This is a genomic window from Streptomyces sp. NPDC002884 (assembly GCF_040295245.1).
Taxonomy (GTDB): Bacteria; Actinomycetota; Actinomycetes; order Streptomycetales; family Streptomycetaceae; genus Streptomyces.
In genome coordinates this window covers 208830-221703 of record NZ_JBEOVB010000011.1, presented here as the reverse complement: position 1 = coordinate 221703, position 12874 = coordinate 208830, and the positions used below count along the sequence as shown (strand labels likewise).

Here is a 12874-nt window from a genome sequence, read left to right as displayed (position 1 = left end):
CGACCCGCGGCGGGGTGCCGGTCGCGTCAGGCCCCGCCGCGGCAGCCGAGAAGAAGGAGACCGCTGAGCGTCATGCCGAGTACGCTATCCACTCCTCAGGTCCTCAGACAAGTGGAATCCACTCACTCCTCAGACAAGTTGGTCGCGCCGGTGTCCGTGCCTCCCCTGCCTTCGCCCCTCGGCGCCGTCCGCCCCAGTCCGCTGGTCGAACAGGCCGCCGAGGCCCTGCGCGCGCGGATCGCCGAGGGGTACTGGCCCGTCGGCGCGAAACTCCCCGGCGAGACCACGCTCGCGAAGGAGCTCGGCGTCGGCCGCTCCACCGTCCGCGAGGCCCTGCGCGCGCTGGCCGGCGCGGGCCTCGTCCGGTCCCGGCAGGGCGCCGGCGTCTTCGTCGTCGCGACCGAGCCGGCCGAGGACTGGCCCACCCGGCTGCGCCGGGCCGCGGTGACGGACGTGTACGAGGTCCGGGCCGCGGTCGAGGTCCACGCGGCCCGGCTCGCCGCGCGCCGCCGCACACCCGAGGACGTCACCGCGATCCAGCTCGCGCTGCGGGGACGCAGGGCCGCGTCGGAGGGGGACGACGAGGCCTTCGTCGACGCCGACATCGCCTTTCACGCGGCCGTGGTCGCCGCCGCGCACAACCCGGTGCTCACCGACCTCTTCGCGGAGTTCGTCCCGGTCCTGCGCAAGGGCCTGGTCGACCTCCTGACCCTGACCGGACTGCGCGTCCAGGAGCCCAACACCTCCGACGGGGCCCACGAGGCGCTGGCCCGGGCCGTCGCGGACGGGGACCCGGAGGCCGCGGCGGCCGTCCTCACGGCGGAACTGGAGGACCCGTTCGGCGGCCGGTGCTAGGCCGCGCCCCGGGCCGCGGAGAAATCTCGTACGGATCGCCGCGGAGGCGGAATAGCCCGCCGACGGCCGAGGTTGCCCCCATCAGGTGCATGCATGTGCATCGAACCTGAATCGACTCTCGGTCCCGGAAGGCAAGGCCTCTCATGAAGATCGGCATCATCGGCGCGGGCAACATCGGCGGCAACCTCACCCGGCGCCTCAGCGCGCTCGGCCACGACGTCTCCGTCGCGAACTCCCGCGGCCCGCAGACGCTCAAGGAACTCGCCGACGAGACGGGAGCGACCCCCGTCACCGTCGAGGAGGCGGCGCGCGGTGCCGAGGTCGTGGTCGTCACGATTCCGGTCAAGGCGGTCCCGGACCTGCCGTCCGGCATCCTGGACGGCGCGGCCGACGGCGTGGCCGTCATCGACACCAACAACTACTACCCGCAACAGCGCGACGGCCGGATCGCGGAGATCGAGGACGAAGGCCTCACCGAGAGCCGCTGGACGGAACGCCGCATCGGCCACCCCGTGATCAAGGCCTTCAACGGCACCTACGCCCAGGACATCCTTGACCGCCCGCTCGCCGCGGGCGACCCCGACCGCATCGCGCTCCCGGTGGCCGGCGACGACGAGGCGGCGAAGGCGAAGGTACGCGCCCTGATCGACGAGCTCGGCTTCGACACCGTCGACACGGGCGGCATCGACGACTCCTGGCGCCAGCAGCCCGACACCCCCGTCTACGGACTGCGGGCCGGCGTCGAGGCGGTCACCAAGGCCCTGGCCGAAGCGAGCCCGGAGCGTCCGGCGACCTTCCGGGGCTGAGCGGGTCCTAGACGATCCGCAGGGGGCGGTGCGGTCCGTCCGGCAGCTCGACGGTGATCGAGTCCCCGGGCCGCACCACACCCCCGCTGAGCACCACGCCCATGATCCCGGACCGGAAGACCGGCCGGCCGTCCGGACCCCGCCCGACGACCTGCTTCATGAGGCCCTTGCGGAAGTCGTCGATCTGCTTGCAGGGATTGCGCAGGCCGGTCACCTCGACCACGGCCTGTCCGCCGAGCCGCAGCAGTGTCCCCACGGGCAGCCCGAGCAGGTCGATCCCGCGGGTGGTCACGTTCTCCCCGAGCTGCCCGGCGGCCACCTCGAACCCGGCCGAGCGCACCTCCTCGAAGAGCTCCTCGTGTATGAGGTGCACCTGCCGCAGATTGGGCTGCGAGGGATCCTTCTCCATCCGGAACCGGTGCTTCACCGTGGTTCCGGCATGCACGTCCCCCGCCACCCCGAGCCCGGCGACCAGCGTGACGCTCTCCCGGTTGGGCTTGGTGAAGGAGTACGTGCCGCTGCTGCTGACAGCGCTGACGACGGACCTGCTCATATCGGGGGAAGCTCCCTCAGTGTTCGATCAGCATTCGATGATGTTCACGGCCAGCCCGCCCCGGGCGGTCTCCTTGTACTTGACGCTCATGTCCGCGCCGGTTTCCTTCATCGTCTTGATGACCTTGTCCAGGGACACCTTGTGCGAACCGTCGCCGCGCATCGCCATACGGGCCGCGGTGACCGCCTTCACCGAGGCCATGCCGTTGCGCTCGATGCACGGGATCTGGACCAGGCCGCCCACGGGGTCGCAGGTCAGGCCGAGGTTGTGCTCCATGCCGATCTCGGCCGCGTTCTCGACCTGCTCGGGGGAGCCGCCGAGGACCTCGGCGAGCGCGCCCGCCGCCATCGAGCAGGCCGAGCCGACCTCGCCCTGGCAGCCGACCTCGGCGCCGGAGATGGAGGCGTTCTCCTTGAAGAGCATGCCGATCGCGCCGGCCGCGAGCAGGAAGCGGACCACGCCGTCCTCATCGGCGCCGGGCACGAAGTTCACGTAGTAGTGCAGGACCGCCGGGATGATGCCGGCCGCGCCGTTCGTGGGGGCGGTCACCACCCTGCCGCCGGCCGCGTTCTCCTCGTTCACCGCCATCGCGTACAGCGTGATCCACTCCATCGAGAGCGCCAACGGGTCGCCCTCCGCCCGGAGTTGACGTGCCGTCATGGCCGCCCGGCGGCGGACCCGCAGACCACCCGGCAGGATGCCCTCCCGGGACATGCCCCGGGAGACGCAGGCCTGCATCACCCGCCAGATCTCCAGCAGCCCGTCCCGGATCTCGTCCTCGGTGCGCCAGGCGCGCTCGTTCTCCAGCATCAGCGAGGAGATCGACAGGCCGGTCTCCTTCGCCAGGCGCAGCAGCTCGTCGCCCGTGCGGAAGGGGTACTTCAACACCGTGTCGTCGAGTTTGATGCGGTCCGCGCCGACCGCGTCCTCGTCCACGACGAAGCCGCCGCCGACCGAGTAGTACGTCTTCGACAGCAGCTCGGCGCCCTGGGCGTCGTAGGCCCATATCGTCATGCCGTTGGCGTGGTACGGGAGGGCCTTGCGGCGGTGCAGGACCAGGTCGTCGTCGAAGGAGAACGGGATCTCGTGCGAGTCCAGCAGCCGCAGCCGGCCGGAGTCCTTGATCTGCTCCACCCGGTCGTCCGCGCCCTCCACGTCCACCGTGCGCGGCGAGGAGCCCTCCAGGCCGAGCAGGACCGCCTTCGGCGTGCCGTGGCCGTGGCCGGTCGCGCCGAGCGAGCCGTACAGCTCGCAGCGCACCGACGCGGTGGAGTCCAGCAGGCCCTCGCCCCGCAGCCGTCGTGCGAAGATGCGGGCCGCGCGCATCGGGCCGACCGTGTGGGAGCTGGACGGGCCGATGCCGATCGAGAACAGGTCGAAGACCGAGATGGCCACGGGGACTCCTCAATACAGGGGTGGTGCGGGGTGCCGCCCACACCTCACAGTGTGCGCGGCACCCGGGAAAGGGAACTACCGGCTCAGACCGGGGTACAGCGGGTGCTTGTCGGCCAGGGCCGTGACCCGGGCCTTCAGCGCCGCCGCGTCGGCCTGCGCGAACGGGGACGGCGCCTTCAGCGTCTCGGCGATCACGTCCGCGACCTCGGCGAAGTCCTCGGCGGTGAAGCCGCGGGTCGCGAGGGCGGGCGTGCCGATACGGAGACCGGAGGTGACCATCGGCGGCCGCGGGTCGTTCGGGACCGCGTTGCGGTTGACCGTGATGCCGACCTCGTGGAGCCGGTCCTCGGCCTGCTGGCCGTCCAGCTCGGACTCGCGCAGGTCGACCAGGATCAGGTGCACGTCGGTGCCGCCGGACAGCACGTTCACCCCGGCCGCGCGGGCGTCCGGCGAGGTCAGGCGCTCGGCGAGGATCCGCGCGCCCTCGACCGTGCGGGCCTGACGCTCCTTGAAGTCCTCGCTCGCGGCGACCTTGAAGGAGACCGCCTTGGCCGCGATCACGTGCTCCAGTGGACCGCCCTGGAAGCCCGGGAAGACGGACGAGTTCAGCTTCTTCGCGAACTCCTTCTTCGCGAGGATGATGCCGCCGCGGGGGCCGCCCAGCGTCTTGTGGGTGGTGGACGTCACGACGTCGGCGTACTCCACCGGGTTCGGGTGGAGACCGGCCGCCACCAGACCCGCGAAGTGGGCCATGTCGACCCACAGGAAGGCCTCGACCTCGTCCGCGATCCGCCGGAACTCCGCGAAGTCCAGCTGCCGCGGGTACGCCGACCAGCCGGCGATGATCACCTTCGGGCGGTGCTCCTTGGCGAGCCGCTCGACCTCGGCCATGTCGACCAGGCCGGCGTCGTCCACGTGGTAGGCGACCACGTCGAACTGCTTGCCGGAGAAGTTCAGCCGCATGCCGTGGGTCAGGTGACCCCCGTGCGCCAGGTCCAGGCCGAGGATCGTGTCGCCGGGCCGGGCCATCGCGAACAGGGCCGCCTGGTTGGCCGAGGCGCCCGAGTGGGGCTGGACGTTGGCGTACTCGGCGCCGAACAGCTCCTTGACCCGGTCGATCGCGATCTGCTCGGCCACGTCGACGTGCTCGCAGCCGCCGTAGTAGCGGCGGCCCGGGTAGCCCTCGGCGTACTTGTTGGTCAGGACCGAGCCCTGCGCCTCCATCACCGCGAGCGGAGCGAAGTTCTCCGAGGCGATCATCTCGAGCGTGGACTGCTGGCGGTTCAGCTCGGCGTCGACCGCGGCGGCGATCTCCGGGTCGAGCTCGTGCAGGGGCGTGTTCAGGACGGACATGCGACTACGACTCCTCAGCCGGCGATGAAGGCGGTGTACTCGTCGGCGGTGAGCAGGTCGTCCTGCTCGCCCGCCGTGCGTACCTTGAACAGCCATCCGCCCTCGAACGGGGCGGAGTTCACCAGCGCCGGGTCGTCGACGACGTCCTGGTTGACCTCGACGATCTCGCCGGAGACCGGCGCGTACAGCTCGCTGACCGACTTGGTCGACTCCAGCTCGCCGCAGGTCTCGCCCGCGGTCACCGTGGCACCGACGTCGGGGAGCTGGACGAAGACCACGTCGCCGAGCGCGTTGGCCGCGTGCTCCGTGATGCCGACCGTCGAGACGCCGTCCTCGGCGACCGACAGCCACTCGTGCTCCTTGCTGTAGCGCAGCTGCTGGGGGTTGCTCATGGCTTGAATTCTCCTGTACGCGGGAGGGTGCTGGTGAATGGGGGACTGCTGTTGACGCACGTGAGCAGCGGAAATGTGCGCAGGGTCACGCGCGGGCGGGCGTCGATGCGCCCAGTGTCTACTTCTGGCGCTTGTAGAACGGCAGCGCCACGACCTCGTACGGCTCGTGGCTGCCTCGGATGTCCACCCCGACGCCGGTGGTCCCGGGCGCCGCGTGGGCGGCGTCGACGTACGCCATCGCGATCGGCTTGCCGAGGGTGGGGGAGGGGGCGCCCGAGGTGACCTCGCCGATCACCTCGCCGCCGGCGACCACGGCGAACCCGGCGCGCGGGACCCGGCGGCCCTCGGCGACCAGGCCCACGAGGACCCGCGGGGGCTGCGAGGCGGCGCGCCCGGCGGCCGCCTCCAGCGCCGTACGCCCGACGAAGTCGCCTTCCTTGTCGAACTTCACCACCCGGCCGAGCCCCGCGTCGAACGGGGTGAGGGAGGTGCTCAGCTCGTGTCCGTACAGCGGCATGCCCGCCTCCAGGCGGAGCGTGTCCCGGCAGGACAGACCGCAGGGCACCAGCCCGACGCCCTCGCCCGCCTTCGTCAGCGCCTGCCACAGCTCGACGGCGTGCTCCGGCCGCACGAACAGTTCGAAGCCGTCCTCACCGGTGTAGCCGGTGCGCGCGATCAGCGCGGGGACGCCGGCGACGGTGCCGGGCAGGCCGGCGTAGTACTTCAGGCCGTCCAGGTCGGCGTCCGTGACGGCCGCGAGGATGCCGGGGGACTCGGGGCCCTGCACGGCGATCAGCGCGTAGGCGTCGCGGTCGTCGCGGACCTCCGCGTCGAAGCCCTCGGCGCGCTCGGTCAGCGCGTCCAGCACGACCTGCGCGTTGGAGGCGTTGGCCACCACCATGAACTCGGTCTCGGCGAGCCGGTAGACGATCAGGTCGTCCAGGATGCCGCCGTCCGCCCGGCAGATCATCGTGTAGCGGGCGCGGCCGGCCTTGACCGCCCCGATGTTGCCCACCAGGGCGAAGTCGAGGAGGGCCGCGGCCTGCGGGCCGGTGACGGTGATCTCACCCATGTGCGAGAGGTCGAAGAGCCCGGCCCGGGTGCGGACGGCCTGGTGCTCGTCGCGCTCGGAGCCGTAGCGCAGGGGCATGTCCCAGCCGGCGAAGTCGGTCATCGTCGCGCCGAGCGCACGATGCGCGGCGTCGAGGGCGGTGTGGCGTTGTTCGGTGGGGGCGTTGCTGCTCATCGGACGTTCGTCTCCCAAGGCATGACGGCGAGGTCGTTCCTCCCCATCTGTCATCGGAACCTGAGAGGTTCGTCGTGACCGCGCGAACGCCGGTGACGACTTGCACCTTGGGTGGGGCCACTGGAGACAGCGACCCGCTTTTCAGATGTGCCTCGCCCGCGCGGTAACGGGGCCTGAGAGATTCAAGGGAGGGACTTGCTCCTTCGGCGCCCCAGCGAAGCTGCTGCTGAGGACTCTCCCGCGCGGATTCAAACGGCCGGTATGCAGTTGGCGCGGCCATCATTGCACGGCTCGCCCCGATCACGGCAGGCCGCATCTGTAACCGGCTTGTGTCGGTACGCGCACGAAAACGCCGGGCGCGGCGCATTACCTTCTCTTTACGCTCGGTGGGGATGAGGACACCATCTGACCCCAGGGGAGGACGATCACGGTGAACAGGACGACCACGGCGAGGTCCACGGCATTCGCGACCGGCTCGGCGATCGCGCTGCCCGCGCAGCCCGTCGCCCCGACCCGGGAGGGGTGCGGTCCGCAGCCGGCGCCCGTCGTCCGCGACCTGCGCGAGCGGGCCGGCCGCAGCCCGCACGGCCTGCTCTTCGGCCCCCGCGACCTGGTCGTGGTCACCGGCCTGCCCGGCAGCGGCAAGTCCACGCTCATGCGGCGGACCGTGCAGGGCAGCCGCATCGACTCCCAGGACACCCGGGACCGCTGGGACGCCCGCGCCCCCCGCTTCCTGCCCTACGGCCTCTACCGGCCCCTCGTCCGGCTCGCCCACTACGCCGGGCTGCGCCGGGCGCTGCGCGGCTCCGCGGGCGTCGTCGTGCACGACTGCGGTACGCAGGCCTGGGTCCGTGACTGGCTGGCCCGCGAGGCCCGCCGCCGCGGCGGCACCCTCCACCTGCTGCTGCTGGACGTCGGCGCGGACACGGCACTGGAGGGGCAGCGCGAGCGCGGCCGGGGCGTCTCCCGGTACGCGTTCCTGCGCCACCGCCATGCCGCCGCCCGACTGGTGCGCTCGGTGGAGAAGGGCCGGCTGCCCGACGGCTGCGGCTCGGCGGTGCTGCTCGACCGCGAGGCGGCCGACGCGCTGCGCCGTATCGGTTTCACGGACTGAGGGCTCGGGTGCGACCCCCGGCACCCGCTAGCCTTTCAGCCACAGCGAAGTGAGCGGTTCTCAGCAGGCGGTAGGCAGATGGATTTCCCCCCGGCGAACTTTCCGACGGACTACTCCGCGGACTTTCCGGCGCAGGCACACCCCCATCCGCACGGCGGATGGCCCGGCAACGAGCTGGAGGAGGTGCTCTCCGTCTCCCTCGGCGTGCCGGGAGCCGGCGGCCGGATCGTCGAGGTGCTCGGGCGCAGCTTCGTCTGGGTGCCGCTGCCCGGCGGCGGCGGCCCGCGCAGCGGTCCCCTCGACCTGCCCACGATGGAGCTCGAGGGCCAGGTGTACGTGCCGGTCTTCAGCTCCGAGGAGCAGTTCCGGCAGGTCGTCGGCTCGCACATGTCGTTCACGATCGCGCCGGCCGTGGAGTTCGCCCGGGGACTGCCCCCGCAGGTGGGCATCCTGGTCAACCCGGACGGCGTGGTCGGCGTCCCGCTGCCGCCGCCCGCGGTGGCCGAGCTCTGCCGGGCGGGCCGCACCCCGCTGGACGGCACCGCGGCCGGCGGCCGGGTCCGCCTCTACGAGCCCGACTGGCAGGACGACCCGATGGACTTCCTGGCCGCGGCCTCGGCGGAGTTCGAGGCCACGGGCGTGGTCCGCACGGCCCGCCGCTGCCTGGCCGCCATCGAGACGGCGGACCCGGTGATGTTCGTGGGCGTGGAACTCTCCCCGCGGGAGGGCGACCTGCGCGCCCTCCCCCTGGAGGCCCTGGGCAGGGCCCTGACGAGGGCGGCCGCACCCTGGCCGGTCAACCTGGTCCTCCTGGATGTGGCCCAGGACCCGGTGGCCGACTGGATGCGGGAGCGGGTCCGCCCCTTCTACACGACGCTGCACCAGACACCGGGCTGAGGAGCAGCCCACCGCGGGGGGAGCGGGGCCGTATCCGGCCGCGGCTCCGCCGCGGGGCCCGCCCGGCCACACCCGACATGCATCCGCCGACGCACAGCCGGCCTCGAGCTCTCAACGGCTCGACCGAGCGGAGCGCCTAAGCTGGGCCCCTACGCGGGGCAACTTCTCGAAGGGGCGATAAAAAGTGAGCGCTGGCACTGCCGCGACCGGCTCGGTCGAGCACATGCTGCGCCAGGTCACGCCCGGGCGTTACGACGCCTACGAGGCGCTCCTGCGCGCGCTCGCGACCCCCTCCTCCGGCCGGCTCTGGATGCTGCTGTGGCACGGCCAGGCCGGCTCCCCCGACGCCCAGTACGGAAACATGGAGGTCGAAGGGCACGGCTACGCCCCCTGCGTCACCTCCGCGCAGGAGCTCAGCGCGAGTGGCTGGAACAGGTCGTACGAGGTGGTCGACGGGCTGGACGTGGCCCGCACCCTCTACCCCGACCACTACGGCCTCTGGCTGAACCCGCACGCCCCCGGCGGCGGCGTCGGCATCCCGTGGCTGGATCTGCGCCGTATCGCCACCGGTCTGGAGCGCCAGCCGGCCGGGCCGTTGCGGCTGTCCGAACCGGGCATCGAGATCCCGCAGTTCTATGCCTTGCTCGCGCAGAACGCCCACCGTACCCCGGCGGTCCGCGCGTTGCGCCGCGCCTGGGTCCAGCCGGCGCTGGGCGCGCCCTATCTGGCCATCGGGCTCGACGTGTACGACTCCTCCCCGCCGGCCGTGGACGCCGTACGGGCGATGATGCAGCAGTCCATCGGGGCCGTGCCGGACGGGCTGCCGGTGTCGACGGTGGCGATGACCGACGAGTACGACCCCGTCGTGATGTGGATGCGTGCCACCGCCCGGCCCTTCTACGACCGCGAGGCCCACGCCCCCGCTCCGGCCCAGGCTCCCGCCGGCGGTTACGGCTACCCGCCCACCGGACGATACTGACGTCCGAATACGGTCCTGTCGCGAGGTCGGGACAGGATGTCTTCGCGCGTAGATGACGACGATTGATACCGGTTTTGTCCGATGTGACCCAATAAGTCACTGTCCGGGGGCCGTTACCCGCCGTCCGGATAACGGAACCCCTCTACCCGGATCACGTTTACGCATCCATTCACTGCCAAGTCTGGCTACAGATCGCCAAACCGTTGAAGACTCCGGCGTCAGGGGACTTATCCCCTGCGTATTACGGACTGATCACGCCGCTACAGCGGCAAGTGCGGGCCGGCTACCGCCGGTTGAGAGGGGTCCCTGCCAGATGACGGCACCATTGCACGAGCCGACCGCGGAAGCGGCCCCGAGCGCGGCCGAGGAAGCGTCGGTCGCCACCAGCGGCGCCAAGGCCGTTCAGGGCCGCTCCCTGGGCCGGATCGCCTGGGAGCGCCTCAAGCGGGACAAGCTCGCCCTCACGGGCGGCGTCGTGGTGCTCGCCCTCGTCGTGATCGCGCTGCTCGCGCCGGTCATCACCGGGCTCCTGGGGCAGGACCCGAACGAGTACCACGAGAACCTGATCGACCCGCTCTTCGGCACGCCCACGGGCTCCCTGGGCGGCGTCAGCGGCGATCACCTCTTCGGTGTCGAGCCGGTCAACGGCCGTGACATCTTCGCCCGCATCCTCTACGGTGCCCGGATCTCCCTGCTGGTCGGCTTCCTGTCGGCCGTGGTCGCCGTGATCCTCGGAACGGTGCTGGGCATCCTCGCCGGTTTCTTCGGCGGCTGGGTCGACTCCCTGATCAGCCGGGTGATGGACGGTCTGCTCGCCTTCCCGCAGCTGCTGTTCATCATCGCGCTGGTCTCCGTCATGCCGAGCGACATGCTGGGACTCTCCGGTTCGAGCGTGCGTGTCTTCGTGATGATCCTGGTCATCGGCTTCTTCGGCTGGCCCTACATCGGACGCGTGGTGCGCGGCCAGACGCTCTCGCTGCGGGAGCGCGAGTACGTCGAGGCCGCCCGATCGCTGGGCGCGGGGCGGCTGTACATCCTGTTCAAGGAACTGCTGCCCAACCTGGTCGCCCCGATCGTCGTGTACACGACGATGATGATCCCCACCAACATCCTCACCGAGGCGGCGCTCAGCTTCCTGGGTGTCGGGGTCAAGCCGCCCACCGCCTCGTGGGGGCAGATGCTCTCGAGCGCGATCGACTACTACGAGTCGGACCCGATGTACATGGTGGTCCCGGGTGTGGCGATCTTCATCACCGTGCTCGCCTTCAACCTCTTCGGTGACGGCATCCGGGACGCGCTGGACCCGAAGGCCTCCCGCTGATCCGCCCCGTCGGGGATCCGCGAACACAGCGAGCCGCAGAACCGCCGAAACACGGCGCCTCAACCGTCCCGTGGTCTCCACACGGGGTATCTCTCATCTATCCGGAGGATCCGAGATCGTGACTACCCAACGCACCTCAGGGCGGCGGAAGCAGGCATTTGCCGCTGCTGCCGCGGTCGCCGCGCTGCTGACCACGGCGGCGTGCGGCGGCGGTGGAGATGACGGCGACAAGGGCTCGAGCTCCGGTGCCGCCGGCTTCGACGCCGCGAACAACAAGGTCGCCCAGGCCTCCGCCGCCAAGAAGGGCGGCACGCTGAAGTTCGGTGCCGCGCAGGATGCCGACTCGTGGGACACCACGCGTGGCTACTACGGCATGATGTGGAACTTCGCCCGCTACTACAGCCGCCAGCTCGTCACGAACAAGGCCGAGCCGGGCGCTGCGGGCGCCGAGGTCACTCCGGACCTCGCCACCGAGACCGCGAAGGTCACGGACGACGGCAAGACCTACACGTACACCCTGCGTGACGGCATCACGTGGGAGGACGGCAAGGCGATCACGTCCAAGGACGTGAAGTACGGCATCGAGCGCGTGTGGGCGCAGGACGTGCTGTCCGGCGGTCCGACGTACCTGAAGGACGTGCTGGACCCCAAGGGCGAGTACAAGGGCCCCTACAAGGACACGTCCGCGGACAAGCTGGGTCTGAAGGCGATCGACACGCCCGACGACAAGACCATCGTCTTCCACCTCCCGCAGGCCAACTCGGACTTCGAGGAGATGCTGGCCCTGGTCTCGGCCTCGCCGGTCCGCCAGGACCAGGACACGAAGGCCAAGTACGGTCTGAAGCCGTTCTCCTCGGGCCCGTACAAGTTCGCGTCCTACAGCCCGGGCAAGGACCTCAAGCTGGTCCGCAACACCTCCTGGAAGCAGGCCTCGGACCCGATCCGCAAGGCCTACCCGGACGAGATCACCATCAAGTTCTTCTCGGACGCCAACCAGCTCGACCAGCGTCTGCTCAGTGGTGACCTGGACCTCGACCTGAACCAGACCGGCATGTCGCCGCAGGGCCGCACCACCGCCCTGAAGGAGCACAAGGGCAACCTGGACAACCCGGTCACCGGCTACGTCCGCTACGCGGTCTTCCCGCAGAGCGTCGCGCCGTTCAACAACATCGAGTGCCGCAAGGCCGTCATCCTCGGCGCCGACCACGTGTCGCTCCAGACCGCCCGCGGCGGTCCGGTCGCCGGTGGCGACATCGGCACCAACATGCTGCCGCCGTCCGTCCCGGGTGCCGAGGGTCAGAAGTACGACCCGTACGAGATCTCCGGCGCCAACAAGAGCGGCAACGAGGCCAAGGCCAAGGAGGCCCTGAAGGCCTGCGGTCAGCCGAACGGCTTCAAGACCACCATCGCGGTGCGTAACAACAAGCCGGTCGAGGTGGCCACCGCCCAGTCCCTCCAGGCGTCGCTGAAGAAGATCGGCATCACCGCCGAGATCGACCAGTACGACGGCTCGCAGACCGCCGGCATCATCGGTAGCCCCTCGAACGTGAAGAAGAAGGGCTACGGCATCATCATCATGGGCTGGGGTCCGGACTTCCCGTCCGTCCAGGGCTTCGGTCTGCCGCTGTGGAACAGCAAGTACATCGCCGAGAGCGGTAACAACAACTACGCCCTCATCAACGACAAGACGATCGACGGTCTGTTCTCGTCGTACGTCACCACGCTGGACGACGCCGGCAAGACCAAGATCGCCACGGAGATCAACCACAAGGTGATGGAGGGCGCGTACTACCTGCCCTTCGTCTTCGAGCGGTTCCTCAACTGGCGCTCGGACAACCTGGCGAACGTCTACACCACCGACGGTTACAGCGGTCAGTACGACTTCGTCAACCTCGGCCTGAAGAACCCGAAGAAGTAGTCCCGGCACACCCGCCGAACGGCACGAAAGGCAGGTGAAGGCCGG

12 protein-coding genes and 2 riboswitches are annotated in these 12874 nt (G+C 70.4%); of the genes, 7 read left to right on the top strand and 5 right to left on the bottom strand.

Annotation, left to right across the window (positions count from 1 at the left end):
- The first annotated feature begins 150 nt into the window (after positions 1-150).
- Positions 151-855: a FadR/GntR family transcriptional regulator gene (locus ABT070_RS23500; RefSeq protein ID WP_351763712.1), complete on the top strand. Its 705-nt coding sequence runs from the start codon at positions 151-153 to the stop codon at positions 853-855.
- Positions 856-998: 143 nt separating this feature from the next.
- Positions 999-1661, top strand: a complete 663-nt coding sequence (locus tag ABT070_RS23495) for an NADPH-dependent F420 reductase (RefSeq protein ID WP_351763710.1) — start codon at positions 999-1001, stop codon at positions 1659-1661.
- 7 nt (positions 1662-1668) lie between these two features.
- Here ABT070_RS23495 and ABT070_RS23490 read toward each other — a convergent pair whose 3' ends face one another.
- From ABT070_RS23490 to gcvT, 5 genes are all read right to left on the bottom strand, one after another.
- Positions 1669-2214 (bottom strand): MOSC domain-containing protein, encoded by a 546-nt coding sequence (locus tag ABT070_RS23490; protein WP_351763708.1) that lies wholly within the window; start codon positions 2212-2214, stop codon positions 1669-1671.
- A 27-nt stretch (positions 2215-2241) separates the two neighbouring features.
- Positions 2242-3609 carry an L-serine ammonia-lyase gene (locus ABT070_RS23485; protein ID WP_351763706.1) on the bottom strand — a complete coding sequence of 456 codons (1368 nt, stop codon included), beginning with the start codon at positions 3607-3609 and terminating at the stop codon, positions 2242-2244.
- A gap of 75 nt (positions 3610-3684) precedes the next feature.
- Positions 3685-4962 carry a serine hydroxymethyltransferase gene (gene glyA, locus ABT070_RS23480; protein ID WP_351763704.1) on the bottom strand — a complete coding sequence of 426 codons (1278 nt, stop codon included), beginning with the start codon at positions 4960-4962 and terminating at the stop codon, positions 3685-3687.
- Between the two features lie 14 nt (positions 4963-4976).
- Positions 4977-5354 (bottom strand): glycine cleavage system protein GcvH, encoded by a 378-nt coding sequence (gene gcvH, locus ABT070_RS23475; RefSeq protein WP_351763702.1) that lies wholly within the window; start codon positions 5352-5354, stop codon positions 4977-4979.
- Positions 5355-5472: 118 nt separating this feature from the next.
- Entirely contained in the window at positions 5473-6600 is a 1128-nt protein-coding gene (gcvT, locus tag ABT070_RS23470) for a glycine cleavage system aminomethyltransferase GcvT (RefSeq protein WP_351763700.1), read from the bottom strand.
- 37 nt (positions 6601-6637) lie between these two features.
- Positions 6638-6751, bottom strand: a riboswitch (glycine riboswitch).
- A riboswitch (glycine riboswitch) is annotated at positions 6752-6851 on the bottom strand.
- A 173-nt stretch (positions 6852-7024) separates the two neighbouring features.
- Between gcvT and ABT070_RS23465 the strand changes: the two genes are divergently transcribed.
- From ABT070_RS23465 to ABT070_RS23445, 5 genes are all read left to right on the top strand, one after another.
- Complete coding sequence (locus ABT070_RS23465) at positions 7025-7714, top strand: AAA family ATPase (protein ID WP_351763773.1); 690 nt, start codon at positions 7025-7027, stop codon at positions 7712-7714.
- A 78-nt stretch (positions 7715-7792) separates the two neighbouring features.
- The gene (locus ABT070_RS23460) at positions 7793-8611 is read left to right on the top strand and encodes an enhanced serine sensitivity protein SseB (protein ID WP_351763698.1); all 819 of its coding nucleotides are present in this window, start codon (positions 7793-7795) and stop codon (positions 8609-8611) included.
- 223 nt (positions 8612-8834) lie between these two features.
- Entirely contained in the window at positions 8835-9590 is a 756-nt protein-coding gene (locus ABT070_RS23455; RefSeq protein WP_351763771.1) for an enhanced serine sensitivity protein SseB C-terminal domain-containing protein, read from the top strand.
- A gap of 313 nt (positions 9591-9903) precedes the next feature.
- The gene (locus tag ABT070_RS23450; protein ID WP_351763696.1) at positions 9904-10911 is read left to right on the top strand and encodes an ABC transporter permease; all 1008 of its coding nucleotides are present in this window, start codon (positions 9904-9906) and stop codon (positions 10909-10911) included.
- A gap of 118 nt (positions 10912-11029) precedes the next feature.
- Positions 11030-12829 carry an ABC transporter substrate-binding protein gene (locus ABT070_RS23445; protein WP_351763694.1) on the top strand — a complete coding sequence of 600 codons (1800 nt, stop codon included), beginning with the start codon at positions 11030-11032 and terminating at the stop codon, positions 12827-12829.
- Positions 12830-12874: the final 45 nt, after the last annotated feature.

Bases quoted from the DNA above. Each gene is read 5' to 3' on its own strand.
- ABT070_RS23455 (WP_351763771.1), top strand. From the start codon at position 8,835: ATGCTGCGCCAGGTCACGCCCGGGCGTTACGACGCCTACGAGGCGCTC.
- ABT070_RS23450 (WP_351763696.1), top strand. From the start codon at position 9,904: ATGACGGCACCATTGCACGAGCCGACCGCGGAAGCGGCCCCGAGCGCG.
- gcvT (WP_351763700.1), bottom strand. From the start codon at position 6,600: ATGAGCAGCAACGCCCCCACCGAACAACGCCACACCGCCCTCGACGCC.
- ABT070_RS23460 (WP_351763698.1), top strand. From the start codon at position 7,793: ATGGATTTCCCCCCGGCGAACTTTCCGACGGACTACTCCGCGGACTTT.
- glyA (WP_351763704.1), bottom strand. From the start codon at position 4,962: ATGTCCGTCCTGAACACGCCCCTGCACGAGCTCGACCCGGAGATCGCC.
- ABT070_RS23490 (WP_351763708.1), bottom strand. From the start codon at position 2,214: ATGAGCAGGTCCGTCGTCAGCGCTGTCAGCAGCAGCGGCACGTACTCC.
- gcvH (WP_351763702.1), bottom strand. From the start codon at position 5,354: ATGAGCAACCCCCAGCAGCTGCGCTACAGCAAGGAGCACGAGTGGCTG.
- ABT070_RS23495 (WP_351763710.1), top strand. From the start codon at position 999: ATGAAGATCGGCATCATCGGCGCGGGCAACATCGGCGGCAACCTCACC.